Annotated in this window: 20 protein-coding genes; 7 read left to right on the top strand and 13 right to left on the bottom strand. The window is 67.1% G+C overall.

Features of this window, described 5'->3' with window-relative positions:
• Positions 1 to 113 precede the first annotated feature (113 nt).
• The 5 genes from N7I30_RS18860 to N7I30_RS18880 all read right to left on the bottom strand — a co-directional run bounded on the left by N7I30_RS18860 (position 114) and on the right by N7I30_RS18880 (position 4,149).
• Entirely contained in the window at positions 114 to 1,256 is a 1,143-nt protein-coding gene (locus tag N7I30_RS18860) for a DegT/DnrJ/EryC1/StrS family aminotransferase (protein WP_491390049.1), read from the bottom strand.
• A gap of 185 nt (positions 1,257 to 1,441) precedes the next feature.
• The gene (gene speB, locus N7I30_RS18865; protein ID WP_277026722.1) at positions 1,442 to 2,404 is read right to left on the bottom strand and encodes an agmatinase; all 963 of its coding nucleotides are present in this window, start codon (positions 2,402 to 2,404) and stop codon (positions 1,442 to 1,444) included.
• 178 nt (positions 2,405 to 2,582) lie between these two features.
• The gene (rpsI, locus tag N7I30_RS18870; protein WP_024351307.1) at positions 2,583 to 3,059 is read right to left on the bottom strand and encodes a 30S ribosomal protein S9; all 477 of its coding nucleotides are present in this window, start codon (positions 3,057 to 3,059) and stop codon (positions 2,583 to 2,585) included.
• Positions 3,059 to 3,523, bottom strand: a complete 465-nt coding sequence (rplM, locus tag N7I30_RS18875; protein ID WP_024351306.1) for a 50S ribosomal protein L13 — start codon at positions 3,521 to 3,523, stop codon at positions 3,059 to 3,061. Before rplM ends, rpsI begins: the two co-directional genes overlap by 1 nt.
• A gap of 212 nt (positions 3,524 to 3,735) precedes the next feature.
• Positions 3,736 to 4,149, bottom strand: coding sequence for a PaaI family thioesterase (locus N7I30_RS18880; protein ID WP_051141614.1), 414 nt, complete (start codon positions 4,147 to 4,149; stop codon positions 3,736 to 3,738).
• A 218-nt stretch (positions 4,150 to 4,367) separates the two neighbouring features.
• On the opposite strand from N7I30_RS18880, the gene N7I30_RS18885 reads away from it, so the two are divergent.
• A complete protein-coding gene (locus N7I30_RS18885; RefSeq protein WP_277026725.1) occupies positions 4,368 to 5,186 on the top strand; it encodes an enoyl-CoA hydratase in 819 nt (272 codons plus the stop codon).
• A 62-nt stretch (positions 5,187 to 5,248) separates the two neighbouring features.
• The gene (locus N7I30_RS18890; RefSeq protein WP_491390054.1) at positions 5,249 to 5,743 is read left to right on the top strand and encodes a CoA-binding protein; all 495 of its coding nucleotides are present in this window, start codon (positions 5,249 to 5,251) and stop codon (positions 5,741 to 5,743) included.
• Between the two features lie 39 nt (positions 5,744 to 5,782).
• On the opposite strand, the gene N7I30_RS18895 is transcribed toward N7I30_RS18890, so the two are convergent.
• Together N7I30_RS18895 and N7I30_RS18900 are read right to left on the bottom strand one after the other, a co-directional pair.
• Positions 5,783 to 6,286, bottom strand: a complete 504-nt coding sequence (locus N7I30_RS18895) for a GNAT family N-acetyltransferase (RefSeq protein ID WP_277026731.1) — start codon at positions 6,284 to 6,286, stop codon at positions 5,783 to 5,785.
• A gap of 57 nt (positions 6,287 to 6,343) precedes the next feature.
• The gene (locus N7I30_RS18900; protein ID WP_277026733.1) at positions 6,344 to 7,450 is read right to left on the bottom strand and encodes a Gfo/Idh/MocA family protein; all 1,107 of its coding nucleotides are present in this window, start codon (positions 7,448 to 7,450) and stop codon (positions 6,344 to 6,346) included.
• Positions 7,451 to 7,647: 197 nt separating this feature from the next.
• Here N7I30_RS18900 and N7I30_RS18905 point away from each other — a divergent pair, with 197 nt between their 5' ends.
• A complete protein-coding gene (locus N7I30_RS18905; RefSeq protein WP_188076185.1) occupies positions 7,648 to 8,925 on the top strand; it encodes an O-acetylhomoserine aminocarboxypropyltransferase in 1,278 nt (425 codons plus the stop codon).
• A 128-nt stretch (positions 8,926 to 9,053) separates the two neighbouring features.
• A complete protein-coding gene (locus N7I30_RS18910; protein WP_277028320.1) occupies positions 9,054 to 9,401 on the top strand; it encodes a cupin domain-containing protein in 348 nt (115 codons plus the stop codon).
• A gap of 218 nt (positions 9,402 to 9,619) precedes the next feature.
• On the opposite strand, the gene N7I30_RS18915 is transcribed toward N7I30_RS18910, so the two are convergent.
• A complete protein-coding gene (locus N7I30_RS18915) occupies positions 9,620 to 10,342 on the bottom strand; it encodes a hypothetical protein (RefSeq protein ID WP_491390051.1) in 723 nt (240 codons plus the stop codon).
• A 230-nt stretch (positions 10,343 to 10,572) separates the two neighbouring features.
• Positions 10,573 to 11,580: an SOUL family heme-binding protein gene (locus N7I30_RS18920; protein WP_210310180.1), complete on the bottom strand. Its 1,008-nt coding sequence runs from the start codon at positions 11,578 to 11,580 to the stop codon at positions 10,573 to 10,575.
• A gap of 444 nt (positions 11,581 to 12,024) precedes the next feature.
• Between N7I30_RS18920 and N7I30_RS18925 the strand changes: the two genes are divergently transcribed.
• The gene (locus N7I30_RS18925) at positions 12,025 to 12,501 is read left to right on the top strand and encodes an SRPBCC family protein (RefSeq protein WP_277026589.1); all 477 of its coding nucleotides are present in this window, start codon (positions 12,025 to 12,027) and stop codon (positions 12,499 to 12,501) included.
• A gap of 150 nt (positions 12,502 to 12,651) precedes the next feature.
• Here the strand turns inward: N7I30_RS18925 and N7I30_RS18930 are convergent, their stop codons facing one another.
• Positions 12,652 to 13,548 (bottom strand): LysR family transcriptional regulator, encoded by an 897-nt coding sequence (locus N7I30_RS18930; protein WP_024351295.1) that lies wholly within the window; start codon positions 13,546 to 13,548, stop codon positions 12,652 to 12,654.
• 57 nt (positions 13,549 to 13,605) lie between these two features.
• Positions 13,606 to 14,577, bottom strand: coding sequence for a thioredoxin-disulfide reductase (trxB, locus tag N7I30_RS18935; protein ID WP_024351294.1), 972 nt, complete (start codon positions 14,575 to 14,577; stop codon positions 13,606 to 13,608).
• A 260-nt stretch (positions 14,578 to 14,837) separates the two neighbouring features.
• Between trxB and N7I30_RS18940 the strand changes: the two genes are divergently transcribed.
• Together N7I30_RS18940 and N7I30_RS18945 are read left to right on the top strand one after the other, a co-directional pair.
• Complete coding sequence (locus N7I30_RS18940; RefSeq protein ID WP_024351293.1) at positions 14,838 to 16,223, top strand: TrkH family potassium uptake protein; 1,386 nt, start codon at positions 14,838 to 14,840, stop codon at positions 16,221 to 16,223.
• Positions 16,224 to 16,242: 19 nt separating this feature from the next.
• Positions 16,243 to 17,094, top strand: coding sequence for a glycosyltransferase family 25 protein (locus N7I30_RS18945; RefSeq protein WP_491373341.1), 852 nt, complete (start codon positions 16,243 to 16,245; stop codon positions 17,092 to 17,094).
• Here the strand turns inward: N7I30_RS18945 and N7I30_RS18950 are convergent.
• Positions 17,070 to 18,116, bottom strand: a complete 1,047-nt coding sequence (locus N7I30_RS18950; protein ID WP_491391781.1) for a glycosyltransferase family 4 protein — start codon at positions 18,114 to 18,116, stop codon at positions 17,070 to 17,072. The two genes, N7I30_RS18945 and N7I30_RS18950, sit on opposite strands and share 25 nt — an antisense overlap.
• Before the next feature lie 134 nt (positions 18,117 to 18,250).
• Positions 18,251 to 18,724 carry a transcription elongation factor GreA gene (gene greA / locus N7I30_RS18955; RefSeq protein WP_024351290.1) on the bottom strand — a complete coding sequence of 158 codons (474 nt, stop codon included), beginning with the start codon at positions 18,722 to 18,724 and terminating at the stop codon, positions 18,251 to 18,253.
• Between the last annotated feature and the right edge of the window lie 8 nt (positions 18,725 to 18,732).

Consider the following 18,732-nt stretch of genomic DNA (forward strand, 5'->3'; position numbering starts at 1 on the left):
CTCCTCGCATGGGTTTCGGGCCCGCAGCGACCTCGCGCGGCGCCCCTGTCATTGCCGGGGTTTATCGAAATCTGGCGCGACGTCCAGACCGGGGCGTCGCGCCGGGGCCGATGTCAGGCCTGCAGTGCGGCCTTGACGGCGGCCACGATGCGGTCCTGCGTCGCCTCGTCCAGATAGGCGTGCATCGGCAGGCTGATGACGTCGCGGGACAGGGCGTCGGAGACCGGCAGTTCGCCGCCCGTCACCGGGAAATGGCGATAGGCGGTCTGCCGGTGCAGGGGCTTCGGATAATAGATCGCCGTCGGCACGCCGGCCTCGCGCAGGCTGGCCGCGAAGGCGTTGCGGTCGGTGTCCTCGGGCAGGCGGATCGTATATTGCGCCCAGGTCGAGACGGCGTCGCGCAGGAGCTTCTGCGGCGTGACGATCCCGGCCAGCATCTCCGAATAGCGGGCGGCGACGCGGCCGCGCGCGGCGATCTCGTCCGGGAAGATCGCCAGCTTCTCCATTAGGATGGCGGCCTGCAGGGTGTCCATGCGGCCGTTCATGCCGATGCGGATGTTGTCGTACTTGTCCTCGACATTCTGGCCGTGAACGCGCAGCGACGCCATGATCTCGTTGAGTTCGGCATCGTCAGTCTGGACCGCGCCGCCATCGCCGTAGCAGCCGAGCGGCTTGGCCGGGAAGAAGCTCGTCGAGACGACATGCGACCACTTACTGGACAGTTCGCCGTCGATGGTACCGCCATAGCCTTGGGCGGCGTCGGAGATGAGCTTCAGCCCGTGCGCGTCGGCGATGCGGCGCAGAGCCGGGTAGTCCGCCGGCTGGCCGAACAGGTCGACGGCGATGATCGCCCGCGGCGTCAGCCCGTCCTTGCCGGCGACCTCGGCGATCGCCGCCTCCAGATGCGCCGGGTCCATGTTGAAGGTATCGGCGTCGACATCGACGAAATACGGCGTCGCGCCGAGCCAGGCGACGACTTCCGCGGTCGAGGCGAAGGTGAAGCTCGGGCAGAACACCACGTCGCCGGGCTTGATGCCCCAGGCCATCAAGGGCAGCGCCAGCGCGTCGGTGCCCGAGGCGCAGGAGAGGGTGTAGGGCATCTGGCCGAAGGCGCCGAGCGCCGCTTCCAGCTCGCGGATCTCCGGGCCCATGACGAAGGCGCCATGGTCCAGCACGGTCGCGATGCGATGATCCACCTTGTGGCGGATCCGGTCACGCTGGGTGGCGAGGTCGATGAAAGGGATGTTCTGGGTCATGGGGCTCGTCTGGGTCGGGTGAATCGCCGCCGCAAAGGCGCGATGCCGTGGTGATCGAAAAGCCGGCGTCCGGCTACTCAAGATTCGTATCAGTCGCTTACGGAGCGTCGTTTCAACGGGTTAGGCGCGTGTCCTGATTCAGGATGGCAGCGTGTTGAATCACTTTGTCAGCGCGCCGGGCCGCATCATCCCGGCTGCTTCTGCGCCAGCAGGCCGAGCACATACATGGCGACCGTTGCGCCGGCGATCGCCGTCATGTCGCTATGGTCATAAGGCGGCGAGACTTCGACAACGTCCGCGCCGACCAGCCGGAGATCGCCGAGCCGGCGCAGCACCGCCAGCATCTTGGCGCTCGATGGGCCGCCTGCGACCGGCGTGCCGGTGCCCGGCGCGAAGGCGACGTCGAGGCAGTCTATGTCGAAGCTGAGATAGGTCGGCGCGCCGCCGGTGCGCGACAGGATCGCCTCGGCGATCGCCGCGCTGGTCATCTCCTCCACCGCCTCGCCGTCGAGGATCGCCAGGCCGCAATCCTCCGGCGCATGGCTGCGGATGCCGACCTGGATCGAGGTCGTCGGGTCGATCAGGCCCGCATCGACGGCCGCCTTGACGAAGGAGCCGTGATCGACGCGCGGCTGGCCGTCGCCGCCGGTGGCGACGGGCCAGGTGTCCTGATGGGCGTCGAACTGGACCAGCGACAGCTTGCCGTGCCGCGCCACATGCGCCTGCAGGAGCGGGAAGGTGATCGAATGGTCGCCGCCCAGCGTCATCAGGAAGCCAGTCTTGGCGATCAGGGCCGCCGCCTCGGCGCGGATGGTCTCGTGCGCCGTCTCGGGCAGCCGGTAGTCGAGCAGGCAGTCGCCGTAATCGACGACGCTCAGGGGCTCAAAGAGATCCGTGTCGAAGGGGAACTGCGGATCATTGTCGAAGATCGCCGAGGCGCGGCGCAGCGCCTGCGGGCCGAAGCGCGTGCCCGGACGGTTGGAGACCGAGGCGTCGAAGGGAATGCCCCAGACCGTCACGTCGGTGCCGTCGACCGCCTTCGTCTGGCGCCGCCGCATGAAGGAGAGGGCGCCGGCATAGGTCGGGTCGCCCGCCGCGCCGTGGGCGCTGTCGGCGGTGAAGGCATGGTCGATGGACGTGCTGGGCATGGTCACTTCCGCCAGGGAGCGTCGGGAAGGCGGCGGGCCGGAGGTGGCCGGGGCCGGGCGCAGCTCCGATGCGCCAGACCAGCCTGTCGGGCCCACATAAGCAAAAAGCCGCCGGGCGACCACCCGGCGGCTTTGAACTTCGCGGGAGAAAGGGCAGCGGCAGACGCCGCCGCGCCGATCAGCGCTTGGAGAACTGGAAGGACCGGCGGGCCTTCGCCTTGCCGTACTTCTTGCGCTCGACCGTACGCGAGTCGCGCGTCAGGAAGCCGCCCTTCTTGAGAACCGCGCGCAGGCCCGGCTCGTAATAGGTCAGCGCCTTGGAGATGCCGTGGCGAACCGCACCGGCCTGGCCGGACAGACCACCGCCGGCCACCGTGGCGACGACGTCGAACTGGCCGTCACGGGCCGCGGCGACGATCGGCTGACGCAGCACCATCTGCAGGACCGGACGGGCGAAATAGGCCGTGAAGTCGCGGTCGTTGACGGTGATCTTGCCGGTGCCCGGCTTCACCCAGACGCGGGCAACCGCATCCTTGCGCTTGCCGGTGGCATAGGCGCGACCGTACTGGTCGAGCTTCTGCACATGCACCGGGGCTTCCGGCTGTGCGGTGACTTCGGCCGTGCCGAGTTCTTCGAGCGAAGAGAGCTGGGACATTATGCGGCCCTCGAGTTCTTGGAGTTCATGGCCCGGACGTCGAGCGTCTCGGGGGACTGCGCCTCATGCGGGTGCTCGGCACCGGCGTAGACGCGGAGGTTCTTGAGCTGGCGACGGCCGAGCGGGCCGCGCGGCAGCATGCGCTCGATGGCCTTCTCGACGACGCGCTCCGGGAAGCGGCCCTCGAGGATGTGGCGCGCCTTGCGCTCCTTGATGCCGCCGGCATAACCGGTGTGCCAGTAGTACGTCTTGTTCTCGTACTTCTTGCCGGTCAGGACAATCTTGTCCGCATTGATGATGATGATGTTGTCGCCATCATCGACATGCGGCGTGAAGGTCGGCTTGTGCTTGCCGCGGAGGCGAAGCGCGACGATGGAAGCGAGGCGGCCGACGACGAGCCCTTCGGCGTCGATCAGGATCCACTTCTTCTCCACCGTCTCGGTCTTCTGCGAGAAGGTTTTCATGTTCTGCCCTTGGGTGTTCGTGAGCATCGTTGCCGACCGCTGTGGCCGTCGATCTTGGGAAGGCGGCGCGAGCCGGCTCTTCGTGGAGCGGGACATACGGGGCCGCACCGCGTCTGTCAACGTCAAAAGGCGCATCGGCACCCTTCGCGAGCCCCTGTCATGCAGGGGATCGCGGCATCAAGGTATCATGATACCGCGACGCCGGGCGCGTCTCATCGGGGCGGGATCGAATAGGTCGCCACCGCATGGGCGACCAGCGCCTCGTCCGCCGCATTGGTCAGGGCGATGTCGACGACCGCCAGCCGCTTGCCGAGCTTCAGGAGCCGGGCTTCGCCGAGGATGCCGCCGGGCTCGGGCTTGCGCAGGAAGTTGATCGACAGATTGGTGGTGACGGCGAGCGCCACCGGCCCGATATGGGCGAGGATCGCGACATAGGCGGCAAGATCGGCCAGCGCGAAGAGGCTGGGTCCGGACACGGTGCCGCCGGGCCGCAGATGCCGGTCGCTGGCGTCGAGCCGCATGGTCGCCGCGCCCGGACTGACATCGGTGATCGAATAGCCACCCTCGCGTCCGCCGATCTGCGGAAAATCGCTGTCGAGAAAGGCTTCGAGTTCGGCTTTCGTCATGATCGGCTGCACGCGCGCGTCCTTCCCGCTTCTGTCCGGCCGGGCAGATGCCGCCTCCCGACGCACACCGTCCTAGCTTCGGGGCCCTGCAATGGCCAGTCGGACTGACGATATCGGCGGGGACCGTCCTCCAGAGCGCAGCGACGATCTTGCGGAGGGCGGGGCGATTCTGTTGAAGGTGGCAGGAACGCCTTCCTTCAGTCGACCGGAACCGATCCATGGCAGACATCTTCGAAATCGCCGATGCGGGCCAGCATCCCGTCGAAATCCAGCGGGCGACGGGCCTGACCCGGATCGTCCTGTCCAGCCCGCCGGCGAACGCCCTGTCGATGGCGATGATGGACGCGATCCTCGCCGCGCTCGCCGATGCGGCGGCCGACACCGACAACCGCGTGGTGGTCATTGCGGGGGCGGGCAAGATCTTCTCGGCCGGCCACGACCTGAAGGAACTGACTGCCCATCGCAGCGATGCCGATCGTGGCCGCGCCTTCTTCGAGGCGACGATGCGCAAATGCTCCGAGGTGATGCAGGCGATCGTGCGCCATCCCGTGCCGGTGATCGCCGAGGTGAACGGCCTCGCCACTGCCGCCGGCTGCCAGCTCGTCGCCTCCTGCGATCTCGCCATCGCCTCCGAGGAAGCCCAGTTCTGCACGCCGGGCGTCAATATCGGCCTGTTCTGCTCGACGCCGATGGTGGCGCTGTCACGCAATCTCAGCCGCAAGCACGCGATGGAGATGCTCTTGACGGGCGAGACCATCGATGCCCGCTCGGCCCGCGAGTTCGGCCTGGTCAACCGGGTCGTGCCGCCGGAATATCTCGGCACCATCGTCGGCAAATACGCCACCACCATCGCCTCCAAGTCGGCGATGACGGTCAAGACCGGCAAGGAGGCGTTCTACCGGCAGGCCGAGATGGGGCTGTCCGAGGCCTATGAATATGCCGCCTCGGTGATGACCGAGAACATGCTGGCGAAGGACGCGGAGGAGGGCATCGGCGCCTTCCTGGAGAAGCGCAAGCCGGAATGGACCCACGAATGAGCCCGGCGGAGAGCGCCCCGGGGGCCGCTGCGCCGGCGCCGCTGGTCTATGACGACGCCGCCATGCGCGGCCTGCTCGACCGGGTGAAGACCATCGCCCTCGTCGGCGCCAGCGCCAAGCCGGTGCGACCGTCCTATTTCGTCCTGAAATACCTCCTGGCCAAGGGCTACCGCGTCATCCCGGTCAATCCGGGCCTCGCGGGTCAGGACCTCCTCGGCCAGCGCTGCCATGCCGATCTTGCCAGCATCCCCGAGCCGGTCGACATGGTCGACATCTTCCGCTCCGCCGATGCCGTGCAGGGGATCGTCGAAGAGGCGCTGGCGATGGCTCCGCGCCCCTCGGTCATCTGGATGCAGCTCGGCATCCGCAACGACGCGGCGGCGCGGACGGCCGAGGCCGAAGGCCTGACCGTCATCATGGATCGCTGCCCCAAGATCGAATATGCGCGCCTGTCGGGCGAGATCGGCTGGAACGGCGTCAATTCCCGCGTCCTGTCGTCGAAGAAGCCGGCCATGGGCAAGGGCTTCCAGAGCTACGGGCTGAACCGGACGAAATAGGCGAGGGCGCCTGGCGCCGCCATCAGGGCGCCGGCCCGATCACCGCGCCGCAAAGCCCGGATGATAGGCGACGCGGCCCGCCGGGATCTCGGGACCGAAGGCAAGGCGCATGAAATACGGCGCGGGCGCATCCGGGTAGCGAAGCTGCGGATCGGCCGCAAAGCCGAAGCGGCCATAATAGCCGGGATCGCCGAGCACCACGCAGCCCCGGGCGCCATGGTCCCGAAGGCGCTCCAGGCCGGCCCGCACAAGCGCGCCGCCGATCCCCTGCCTCTGGCGATCCAGCAAAACGGCCACCGGTCCGAGCCCGAACCAGCCGACATCGCGGCCGTCGATCGTCACCGCCGAGAAGGCGACATGGCCGACGATCAGGCCGTCCGCGACCGCGACGAGCGACAATGTCAGCGCGTCATCGGCGCGCAGCGCATCGACGATGGCGCCCTCGTTGCCCTCGCTGTGCGGCGCGTCTGCGAAGGCTGCGGTGACGACCTGCCGGATCTCGGCGGCGTCGTCCGGTCGTTCCGGGCGGATGTCGTAGGTCATCGAGGGAGTATAGCGGCGGCGAAGCGGGGCACCACACGATGTGATGCCCCGATGGCCTTATCCGGTGGGCGTCGCCGCGTTGACGAAGTCGGGCACGTCGGCGAGCGGGAAGTCGCGGACCTGGTCCTTGCCCATCCGGCGCTGGCGATTGCGCGGCTCGAGCGCCTGCGGCTGACCGGTCTCCAGCGCCCGCTCGATCGCCTCGATGACGATCATGTCGAGAACGCCTTCCTCGCCATTCGGCTCGGGCTCGCGGTCTTCCAGGATGCAGTCGGAGAAATACGCCGTCTCGCCGGCGAACTGGTCGACCACCGGATGGGTCCGCTCCTCGGTCTTGCCGCCCCGCGTCAGCCGGAAGTCGATGGACACGCCCTCACCGAAGCCGAAGGCGGGATTGGCCTCGATGATCCCCTCGCTGCCGACCACATGCAGCCGGTCGACGCTGTCGCCTGAATAGCTGACGGTGAAGCTCGCCGCGCGTCCCTCGGTGAAGGAGAGGATGACGCTGACCGTGTCGGCGCAGCCGAGCCCGCGCTCGGGCACCTTCGACGCGACGGCCGTGACCGAGATCGGCTCGGCCTCGAAGAAATTGCGCACGGCGTTGATCGGATAGGCGCCCATGTCGGGGATCGGTCCGGCCCAGAAGCCGTTTTGCGCCCGGTGGTTCGCGGCATCGACATTCTGCGCGAAGGTCGCGGTGAAGAAGCGCGGCGTGCCGATCTCGCCGGCGCGGATCGCCGCCAGGATCGCCTGGGTACCGGGCTCGCAATGCAGGCGATAGGCCAGCATCAACCGGGCGCCGGAGGCGCGGGCCGCGGCCTCGATCGCCTCGGCATCGGAAAGGCTGCCGGCCATCGGCTTTTCCAGGAGCACGTGAATGCCGGCCTTCAGCGCCGGCTCGGCGAATTCCCGGTGGCGGAAGTTCGGCGTCGCCACATAGACCGCGTCGAGGTCGCCGCTGGCCAGGAGCGCGTCGTATTCGTCATAGCCATAGGGCCTGATGTCGTAGCGCTCGCCGAGCGCGCGGGCCTTCTCAGGGTCGCCGGTGACGATTGCCGTCATGACCGAGTTCGACGTCTGGCCGACGCCCGGCATGAAGGCGCCCTGGGAGATCCAGCCGCCGCCGACGACGGCGTAGCGGATCTGTCCGTTGGAATTCGGCATGCGTGCTGTCCCCTGGTGGTTCGTTCGATCCTCGCAGAATGGCTGGCATGCAGGGCGGTTGCATCCCCGGTGCTGCGACATTTGGAAAATCCGTGCCGGCAACTCGCCGCCCCGGGCGCGGCATGCTAGAGCGTGCCGAGCACCGGAGGGCCCGCAAGGGCTGTCCGGAACGGCATCATGGAAGGGGAGAGAGACAGATGAGCGGACCGAATTTCGAGACCCTGGCGATCCACGCCGGCGCGCAGCCGGACCCGGCGACGGGCGCCCGGGCGACGCCGATCTACCAGACCACGTCCTTCGTCTTCGAGGATGTCGACCACGCCGCCTCGCTGTTCGGGCTCCAGCAGTTCGGTAACATCTACACCCGCATCATGAACCCGACCCAGGCGGTGCTGGAAGAGCGCGTCGCCGCGCTCGAAGGCGGCACCGCGGCGCTGGCCGTGGCGTCGGGCCATGCCGCGCAGCTCATCATCTTCCAGGCGATGATGCAGCCGGGCGACGAGTTCGTCGCCTCGCGCAAGCTCTATGGCGGTTCGATCAACCAGTTCGGCCACGCCTTCAAGTCGTTCGGCTGGACCGTCAACTGGGCCGATCCGGACGATCTCGCCAGCTTCGAGGCGGCGGTTACTCCCAAGACCAAGGCGATCTTCATCGAGTCGATCGCCAATCCCGGCGGCATCGTCGTCGACATCGCCGGCATCTCGGCCATCGCCCAGAAGCACGGCATCCCGCTGATTGTCGACAACACCATGGCGACGCCGTATCTCTGCCGGCCGATCGAGCACGGGGCCGACATCGTCGTGCATTCGCTGACCAAGTTCATGGGCGGCCACGGCAATTCCATGGGCGGCGCCATCGTCGACGCCGGCACCTTCGACTGGTCGGCGAACGACCGCTACCCGATGCTGTCGCAGCCGCGGCCGGAATATAACGGCGTCGTCCTGCACGAGACCTTCGGCAATTTCGCCTTTGCCATTGCCTGCCGCGTTCTCGGCCTGCGCGATCTCGGACCGGCGATCTCGCCCTTCAACGCCTTCATGCTTCTGACCGGCATCGAGACGCTGCCGCTGCGCATGCAGCGCCACTGCGACAACGCCAAGGCCGTCGCGGCGCATCTGCAGGGCCACGAGAAGGTGAGCTGGGTGTCCTATTCGGGGCTGCCGGACCATCCGAACCACGCAATGATGCAGAAATATTCGCCCAAGGGCGCCGGCGCCGTCTTCACCTTCGGCCTGAAGGGCGGCTTCGAGGCCGGCGTCACCTTCGTGGAAGCGCTGGAGTTGTTCTCGCATCTCGCCAATATCGGCGACACCCGCTCGCTGGTGATCCACCCGGCATCGACCACCCACAAGCAACTCGCCGACGAGCAGCGGATCGCGGCGGGCGCCGGGCCGGACGTGGTGCGCCTGTCGATCGGCATCGAGAATGTCGACGACATCATCGCCGATCTCGACCAGGCGCTCGCCAAGGTCTGATCGTCGCCACTTGAACCATCCGGAAAGGGCCGGTCGCTTCGTGCGACCGGCCCTTTTCTCTGCGATGGCGGGAACGCCTCGCGCGCGCCGCGCTTTCTGGCCGTCGCTGATCGACGAAGGAGACCGACATGACCGAACATTTTGTCCGGTTCGACAAGGCGCTGGTGCCCGTCGAGACCGGCGCGCCCGACAAGGACAAGATCCGCAGCGGCCGCCCGAGCAACAAGACCTGGAACATGGAGGAGACCGCCGACGGTCTCTACGCCGGTATCTGGGAATCCTCCGCCGGCGAGTGGGACATCGACTATGAGGAGTGGGAGTTCTTCCACATCCTGGAAGGCGTTTCCGTCCTGACCGAGGACGGGTGCGAGCCGGTCAAGCTCGTGGCCGGCGACAGCTTCGTCATCCGCCCCGGCTTCAAGGGACGCTGGAAGGTCGTGGAGCCGACCAAGAAGCACTACGTCATCAAGGTCTGAGCGTTTCCTGCTGACTGGTCGGTGGCCGCGGGCAGGACGCGCGAGCCGCCGCCCGCGTTGAATCGATCTGCGAAGACAACCGGCCAGGCCGCTGGCCAGATTCGCGAATGTCCGCGGATGGCCACCGCCGCGAATGGCGCCTGCCGCTAACGCAAACTGGCCGGACGATGCGCCCGGCCAGTTCTCACGTCGATGGTATGCGTGCGGCCCGCCTGCCTTCAGCAGGAGTTGCGCAGATGCACCTGCTGCCAGCCGGAGCGGCCTTCCCGCACCTTCACCCGGCGGTGGCGGGTATCGTATTCGGCCGGAATGGTGCGTGCGACCGAACGCGCCGGTTCCAGCACCACCCTCTCGCGGACCGTCTCGTAGCGCGCGGGAATGAGATGCTCGCGGGTGCGGGCCGGCTCGACCTCCACCCGCACATGCTCGACGCCGTATTCGGCCGGGATCGTCTCGGTCCAGCTATCGCCGGGATCGACGACGACCTTGCGATATCGGGTGGCATAGCGCGCCGGCACGGCGACGCGGCAATAGACCCGGTGTCCGTTGATCACCCGCCATTCCCAGCGCTCGGTCGCCGGATGCATCATCACCGTTTCGGCGACCTTGCGATAGACGGGCGGGGAGGAGCGGTGGACGGTCCGGGCCGGATGGATGAGCACCTTGCGGGCGACGGTCTCGTAGCGGGCGGGCACGACGCTGCGCACGACGCGCTCCGGCTCGACGAGGACGTGGCGCTTCTCGGTGCCATAGACCGGCGGCACCGTCTCGTAGACGGTCTCGGCGGGCCGCACCATCACGGTTTCCGCGACCGATGCGTATTCCGCCGGCTGATGCACCGGCTGGTAGCAGGAGATGGCCCGGCTTCCATCCGCCATGGATGGCGAGACGGCGAACAGCAGGCTGCTCCCCGCGGTCAGCAAAGCAACAAGTCGCTTCATGCTCATACACTCCAGCGATTGTTCAGATGAGAACAGTCAAGACGAGCGCAAAAGAAATTGCAACATGTTCAGTGGTGGCCTGAGCGGAAAGCCGATCTCTAGTTAATGTGTCGAATTGTACGGATTTCCTGCCGAGCAGAAGAAAGCCCGCGCGCGGCGGGCTTTCCGGTCTTGCTCGGGATCGGCGCGGCGACCGGGTTTCCGTAGGGTTCCGGTCACTGCGATGACTGTTAGCGCATGATCTCGATGAGGATCTCGTTGCGCTTCATGAAGCCCGGCGTCCAGGGCGGGTTGTAGAAGGCGTATTCCGGATCGCCCTTCTGGGTCAGGTTGTTGTCCGCCAGATAATTGTAGAGCTTCATCAGCTGCTTGCTGGCCAGCGTGGCGTTGAAATTGCCGGAGAAGGAGATCGACACCATGCGGCGTGCCGGCACTTCCTTCAGCGTGACGCCGGTATTGGTCGGCTCCGGCAGGCTGGCCCGCGTGTACTTCTTCGGCATGATGAAGCGGACGGCCCAGCCCTTGGTGTGGCCGTCGCCCTCGGCGAGCTGCTGCAGCACCGGGCTGGTCATGGCGATCTTCTTGCCCGACCGGCTCTTCGCCGCGATGTAGTCGTACAGCGTCTCGAAGCCGCTGCGGCGCGCCTTCTCGTGGTAGCCGCTCTTGACCGTCTCGGCGACGACCATGCCGTCATAGTCGCGGATCTGGATCTCGCCATCGTCGCGCACGACGTCGTAATCGGGCTCCTCGGTGTGCTCCTGCACCTTCTTGGTGACGAAATACGCCGCACCGACGACGGCGATCGCGCCGCCGACGACGAGGAGGCCGGTCAGTTCTGGCCGGGCGCGCAGGCTGTCGAGAACCCGCTCCGGCTCGCTGCGCCGGATGGAGCGCGGCAGGCGGACGCTGGAGAGATAATTGCGCGCGTCGTCGAAATAGCCGCGGGCGTCATGGGCGCCGTGCTCGGCGCTGTCGCGCAGCGAGCGCGCATGGCGACGGGCTTCGTCGGTGCTCGGCAGGCTCCAGCCCGTGGCGAAATCCGGCAGGTAGCGGGCGAGGCCCGTCGGCTCGGAATGGAACGGGTTGGCACGATCGAACGAACGGCGAAGGCGCTCGGTGCGCGTCGGGCGCGGGCGGACCGTCTCGACCGCACGCTCCTCGATCTCCGCGAGACGCTCGCCGATGTCGCTGAGTGCGTCGGACAGGCGATCGTAGGCGGTAGGCTTGTCGCGAAACATGAATGTGACTCCTGAGGTCGAAATTTGACTGCGCCGTCTTGCCACTGGGCGGGCGACTGCCCGCCTGCGGTCGTAAGATCGCGCCCCGCTCCCCTAACGCCACCGTGCTGCATTGGTTGCGGGTGCGAACAGTTCCGCCTCCGCTTTGGCCGGAATCCGCATGATTCACGGAATCGACGACCCGGATGCAACCATCCGGTATCGGCCACGTTTGAACGACATCAGGTTTTCATGGCCTGATACTCCAGCCAAATTTCGGGCGGCCTCAGTGCCGCCCATTTTTTTGCCTGCTCGCCGGATCTTGGCGGGGAGGGGCGGCCGGCATTTCTCGTCCACGGCTCCGATCACCTGTCGCGCCCTTCCAGTTCCGGTGGTTCGAACTAGCTTGGACCACGGGCACTGCAATGACGCGCGGCCGTGCCGTGCGTGCGGAGGAGACGACATATGCGCAAACTGACCTTGGGAGTGGCCGCGGCGACGACGATGCTGGCGGCGCCGGCCTACGCGCTCGATATCGGCCGGACGGTCGAGGTCGATGCCAAGCCGGCCGCGGTCTGGGCTGCGATCGGTGATTTTTGCGGGATCGGCGCGTGGCATCCGGCGGTGGCCAAATGCAAGGAGGCCGAGGCCGACGGCAAGACCCGCCGCACGCTGACGCTCGGCGACGGCGCCATGATCGTCGAGGAACTCGTGGCCTGGGACGACGATGCCATGAGCTACACCTACACCGCCGTGGAGGGCCCGCTACCGGTCGACAATTACGAATCGACCATCACGGTAACGGAAGCGGGCGAGGGCTCGCAGATCAGCTGGACCGGCAGCTTCGATGCCAAGGGCGCGACCGATGCCGAGGCGGAAGAGGTCATGCTCGGCATCTACGACGCCGGGCTGAAGGGCATCACCGAAAAGGCCGGAATGTAGCGACTGGCGGGGACCGACCCGCTCGGTTTCCCTTCGCGGCGCTGATCGCCGCGCGGCACGGGGCGTTCGTTCGCACCGTGCCGATCGCCGGGTTTCCAGCTACGCACGTCGCGCCTCCCTACTACGGGAGAAGGCGGCGCAGCCCGTCCCTCAGAAGGCCCAGGTACGCGCCTTGGAAATCAGGAAGTCGCGAAACACCTTGAGCTTGGCGGCGTTCCGCATCTGCTCGGGATAGCAGAGATAGGTGTCGAAGGTCGGCATCTCCATCTCCGGCAGCACCTGCACCAGCTTCACCCGCTTGTCGATCATGTAGTCGGGCAGAAGCGCCAGGCCGATGCCGCTTTCGATCGCCGAGCGGATCGCCATCAGATTGTTGATTTGCAGGATCGGGCTGCGGCTCTTGCCGTCGGGCAGGCCCACCGTCTCCAGCGTGTTCAGGTTGCGCAGATAGTTCGGGGCCGGTTCGCCGAAGGTGATGATCCGGTGGTTGTCGAGATCCTCGACCGTCTCGGGCGTGCCGAAGCGGTTCAGATAGGCCGGCGACGCATAGACATGCAGATGCACCGTGAACAGGCGGCGCTGGATCAGGTCCGGCTGCTGCGGCTGGCGCAGGCGGATCGCCGCGTCGGCCTTGCGCATGGTGAGGTCGATTTCCTCGTTGTCGAAGACCAACTGCAGCTCGAGATCGGGATAGAGCTCGAGAAACTCCTTGGCGCGCTCGGTGAGCCAGCCGGAGCCGAGACCCACCGTGGTCGTCACCCGCAGCTTGCCGGTCGGCTTCTCGCGCGTCTCGGTGAGCTGCATGCGCACCTGCTCGAGCCGCTTCAGGACGTCGCTGGCGGTGTGGAACAGCAATTCGCCCTGTTCCGACAGGACCAGGCCGCGGGCATGGCGGTGGAAGAGGGGGGTCCCGACTTCCTGCTCCAGCGCCGCGACCTGCCGGCTGATCGCCGACTGGCTGAGATTCAGGACGTCCGCCGCATGGGTGAACGATCCCGCTTCGGCGGCGGCGTGAAAGATCCGCAGTTTATCCCAGTCGAGAGCCATAGGTCGTTATCCCCGGACGGCCTGAGGCCCGGCAGGCACGATGCCTGCCCGCATCAGCTACTCGGCAGCCTGCCGCTTGTCTTCCACGGCCTGAACGGCCAGCCATTTCTCTGCTTCGAGCGCTGCCATGCAGCCCATGCCCGCAGCCGTCACCGCCTGACGGTACACGTCGTCGGCGACGTCGCCCGCCGCAAAGACGCCCGGAACCGAGGTCTGCGTGGTGCCCGGCTCGACCCACAGATAGCCGGACGGCTTCTGCTTCAGCTTGCCGGTGAACAGTTCGACCGCCGGCGCATGGCCGATGGCGACGAAGACGCCATGCGTTGCCCGCTCGCTGGTCTCACCCGTGACGCGATCGCGCAGCCGCACGCCGGTAACCGACTTCATCGGCTTGGTCTCGCCGAGGATCTCGTCGATCTCGCTGTTCCAAACGATCTCGATATTGTCGGTCTTGAAGACGCGCTCCTGCAGGATCCGCTCGGCGCGGAACTCGTCACGGCGATGCACCAGCGTCACCGACTTGGCGATGTGCGACAGATACAGCGCTTCCTCGATGGCGGTGTTGCCGCCGCCGACCACGACCACGTCCTTGCCGCGATAGAAGAAGCCGTCGCAGGTTGCGCAGGCCGAGACGCCGAAGCCCTGGAACAGGTCCTCGCTGGGCAGGCCTAGCCATTTGGCCTGGGCGCCCGTCGCGATGATCAGCGCGTCGCAGGTGTAGACCGTGCCGGAATCGCCGGTCAGGCGGAACGGCCGCCGGTCGAGATCGGCGGACACGATCAGGTCGCTGGCCATCTCGGCGCCGACATTGAGCGCCTGCGCCTTCATCTGCTCCATCATCCAGGGACCCTGGACGGGATCGGCATAGCCCGGATAGTTCTCGACATCGGTCGTGATCGTCAGCTGGCCGCCTTCCTGGAGGCCGGCGACGAGCAGCGGTTTCATCATCGCGCGCGCAGCGTAGATGGCGGCGGTGTAGCCTGCCGGGCCGGAGCCGACGATCAGGATTTCCGCATGGCGTTCGGTCATATGGGCCTCGCTGGATTGGCGTCCGGCAGATGGCGACGGCCGCCCGCCCGTTCAATAGACGAGGGGATGCGGGGCTGCAACATGATCGCCTGCCGTAGCGTCGGTCATCCCCCGCTCGATTGCCGAGCGCGCGCCGAGGGGGTAAGAGACCGCTTTACGCGAGGCCTTCGCCTCCCGAAGATGCCACGTCCCGGAGCCCTTCCATTTTCAGGACCATCGCGTACGTCACCTCGAATTTCGGGCTGGGACTCGCGGCCGCGATGCTCATTCCCGCGCTCGTCGACCTGGCCGACGAGAACGAGGACTGGCGCGTCTTCGTCGGCTGCAGCCTGCTGGTCGGGATGATCTGCATCCTGCTGGCCACGGCCACCCGCGGCGATCGGCCGAAATTCACCCAGCGGCTGGGCTTCCAGCTCGTCACCAGCGTCTGGCTCTTCGCCACGCTGATCGGCGCGCTGCCGATCTACATCGCCTCCGTCAACGTGACCTTCGCCGGGGCAATCTTCGAATCCATGTCCGGCCTGACGACCACCGGCTCGACGGTGATCTCCGGCCTCGACGCCCTGCCGCGCGGCCTCCTGTTGTGGCGCTCGCTGCTGCAATGGCTGGGCGGCATCGGCATCATCGGCATGGTGCTCTTGGTCCTGCCGTCGCTGCGCGCCGGCGGCCTGGCGTTGTTCCACATGGAAAGCTCCGACAAGTCGGACAAGGTGCTGCCGCGGGTGAACCAGCTGACCGGCGGCCTGATCGCGGCCTATACGGTGCTCACCATCCTGTGCACCGCCGCCTATACCTCGCTCGGCATGAGCTTCTTCGATGCGGTCAACCACGCCATGACCACCATGGCGACGGGCGGCTATTCCACCCACGACGCGTCGATGGGCTATTTCGAGAGCAACAGCATCCTCGTCGCCGCGACGCTCTTCATGATCCTCGCCGCGCTGCCCTTCGTCATCTACATCCGCGCCTTCCTGCCGCGGCGCTTCCAGCTCTGGCGCGACCCGCAGATCGCCGTCTTCCTGATGATCTGCCTCGTCCTGAGCTTCGCCATCGCGGTGACCCGGCGGGTGGTCAACGACACGCCCTTCGGCGAGGCGCTGATCTCGTCGGCCTTCAATCTGGTCTCGGTGATCACCACCACGGGCTTTGCCTCGGAGGATTATACGCTGTGGTCGAACGCCGCGATCGGCCTGTTCTTCCTCGCCACCTTCCTCGGCGGCTGCGCCGGCTCGACCTCGGGCGGCATCAAGGCCAACCGTCTCGTCATCCTCTATCGCCTCGTGCGCTCCAGCTTCCGCCGGCTGGTGCGCCCGCACGCCATCATCCGGCTGAAATACGGCAATGACGACATCTCGTCCGAGACGATCCAGACGGTGACGATCTTCTTCTTCCTGTTCTTCGGAACGCTGCTGCTGGGCACCGTCCTTTTGACCATGTTCGGGCTCGACTTGATCACCGCCTTTTCGGGCACGCTCACCGCCATCGCCAATGTCGGCCCGGGCTTTGGCCAGATCATCGGACCGGCCGGCAATTTCGCTTCCTTGCCGGACCCGGCTTTGTGGACCCTGTCGGTCGTGATGCTGCTCGGCCGCCTCGAACTGGTGACGGTGCTGATCCTGCTCTTCCCGTCGGTCTGGACGGACTGAGACAACAACGGTGCGCGCCATGCCCGACATCTGGTTCATCAATCTCGCCGGCGCCCGCGAACGCCGGGCGCTCATCGAGGTGCAGGCTGACGCAATCGGGCTGGACGTGCATCGCCAGGAGGCCTGCACTGTCGCCGATATCGACGACGCGACCTATGGGCGCCTGTCCACAGGCTGGGAGCGGCCGATGACCCGGCCGGAGCTGGCGGCCTTCCTCTCGCATCGCAGGCTGTGGGAGCGGGCGGCAGCCAGCGAGGACGGCCTGATCGTCCTGGAGGACGACACGGTCTTCGGCACGCATTTCCCGCAGGCCGCCGCAAACGCTGCAGCCAGCGGTTTCGACCTCGTCAATTTCGAGACGGTCGGCCGCCGCAAGTTCTTTCGCAAGGGCGGCGGCAGGACGGTCGGCGGGGTTCGTTTCACCGAACTGGTGCGCGAGAAATCGGGTGCAGGCGCCTATTACGTCTCGCAGAACGGCGCCCGCGCGCTGCTGGAACGGGCCGACACGCAAGCCGCCCCGGTGGACGCCTTCATGTTCGGCGTGTGTCGCTTGGCGATGGCGCAGGTCGAGCCGGCGGCGACCATGCAGGTTCATCTCCTGGAAGAGCGCGGCTTCGATGTCGGCCTGTCGACTCAGACGTCGATCCATCAGCCTCGCCAGCGCCTGCCGCTGAGCTGGGCCAATCTGCCCTATACCGGCCGGCGGATCGGCACGCAGCTCCGGCTGGCGCTGGTGCAGGCACGCCGGCTCGCCGATGTCGAGTTTCGCCCGGCAGGTTTCGACGCGGCGGCGTTCACCGCCGTCCTGCCGGTATCGCGCGATGCGATGGCAGCGCGCATTGGCCGCTACGACGACCAGAGCGTCTCGTAGACCTCGCGGATTTCCGCAGCTTCCCGCGTCAGCGGAAAGGCTTCCGTGACCCGCGCGAGGCCCGCCTCCGCGGCGCGTTTCCGAAGCGCGGCGTCGTCCAGATAGGGGGCAATGGCATCCGCCAGTGCGCCGGCGTCGCCCACCGGCACTACGCGGCCGGTCACGCCCTCCACGATCTGCTCGGCAAAGGCGCCGGCGTCGCTGGCGACCACCGGCGTGCCGCTCGCCATCGCCTCCAGCGGCGTCAGGCCGAACCCCTCGTTGCGCGGCGGCGCCACATAGAGGTCGAACCGCCGGAACCACGCGGTGACGTCCGCGACTTCCCCGAGAAGCAGGATGCGGTCGGCAAGCCCGGCCTCGGCAATGCGCTGTCGAAGGCCTGCTTCGAAGGCGGCGTGTTCGGCGGTCGTGCGACCGGTGATGACCGCGGTCCAGTCCGGCCGCGCGGGCAGGAGCCCGATCATCGCCTCGACGAAGAGGTCGGTGCCCTTCTGGTGCCGGATGCGGCCGGAGCATCCGACGATCCTGCGGCCTTCGAGCGCCTGTCCCTGCGGACAATCGGGGAGCGGACCGTGCGGGTTGAAACGGTCGAGATCGATGCCATGCATGACGATTCGCGACGGCACCTGCAGGAAGGCGGCGCTGCGGGCGCTGGTGGCGATCACCGCATCCATCCGGCGGATGAGGAAGCGGGTCAGGCCCTTGTGATGGCGTTGGGCGGCCGAGGTGAAGACGAGCTTCAGCGGCATGCGGAGCATGTCGCGCAGGGCGATGCCGGCGATCATCTCGATATTGCGGCGGGCATGCCAGATGCGGTGGCGGCGATGGCGCGGCCGGGTCCAGAGCTTCGGCAGCGCCGACCAGGGCAAGCGGGGAACGCCGTCAGGCAGGACGTCCGGACCCATGGTGGCGATGCCGAGGGTGCGGGCCTGCAGCGGCAGCAGCTGGACGATGGTGGAGGTGACGCCCGACAGCCGGCGCTTGAAGTTCGGGGCGATGACCTCGACGTCCCGGATGTCCATGGCGGCCGTTCTTCTGCGATTGCCGGGCAGGGGCGGCGGGCGCGAAACGCGTCCGCCTGCCGGTCTTGGAAGGGCCCGCCTGTCTTAGCGTGCGCCGGGGCGCGGCGCCGACAGGCGGGCGGAGACAGAAGCGATCAGGCCCAGCGGACCTCGATGATCTCGTAGGAGCGGGCACCGCCGGGGGCGGCGACCTCGATCGTGTCGCCGTCGGTCTTGCCGATCAGCGCACGGGCGATGGGCGAGGAGATCGAGATGCGGCCCTTCTTCACGTCGGCTTCCTGATCGCCGACGATCTGGTAGGTCTTCTCTTCCTCTGTGTCCTCGTCGATCAGCTTGACCGTGGCGCCGAACTTGATCGTCGCGCCGGACATCTTGGTCACGTCGATGACCTCGGCGCGGGCCGTCAGGTCTTCCAGTTCGGAGATCCGGCCCTCGTTCAGGCTCTGGGATTCCTTGGCGGCATGGTACTCGGCGTTCTCCGACAGGTCGCCATGGGCGCGCGCCTCGGAAATCGCCGCGATGATCCGCGGACGCTCCTCCTGCTGGCGACGACGGAGCTCCTCGCGCAGAGCGTCGTAACCGTGGTTCGTCATCGGGACCTTTTCCATGGCCTCCA

The organism is Aurantimonas litoralis, assembly GCF_026153195.1.
Lineage (GTDB): Bacteria > Pseudomonadota > Alphaproteobacteria > Rhizobiales > Rhizobiaceae > Aurantimonas > Aurantimonas coralicida.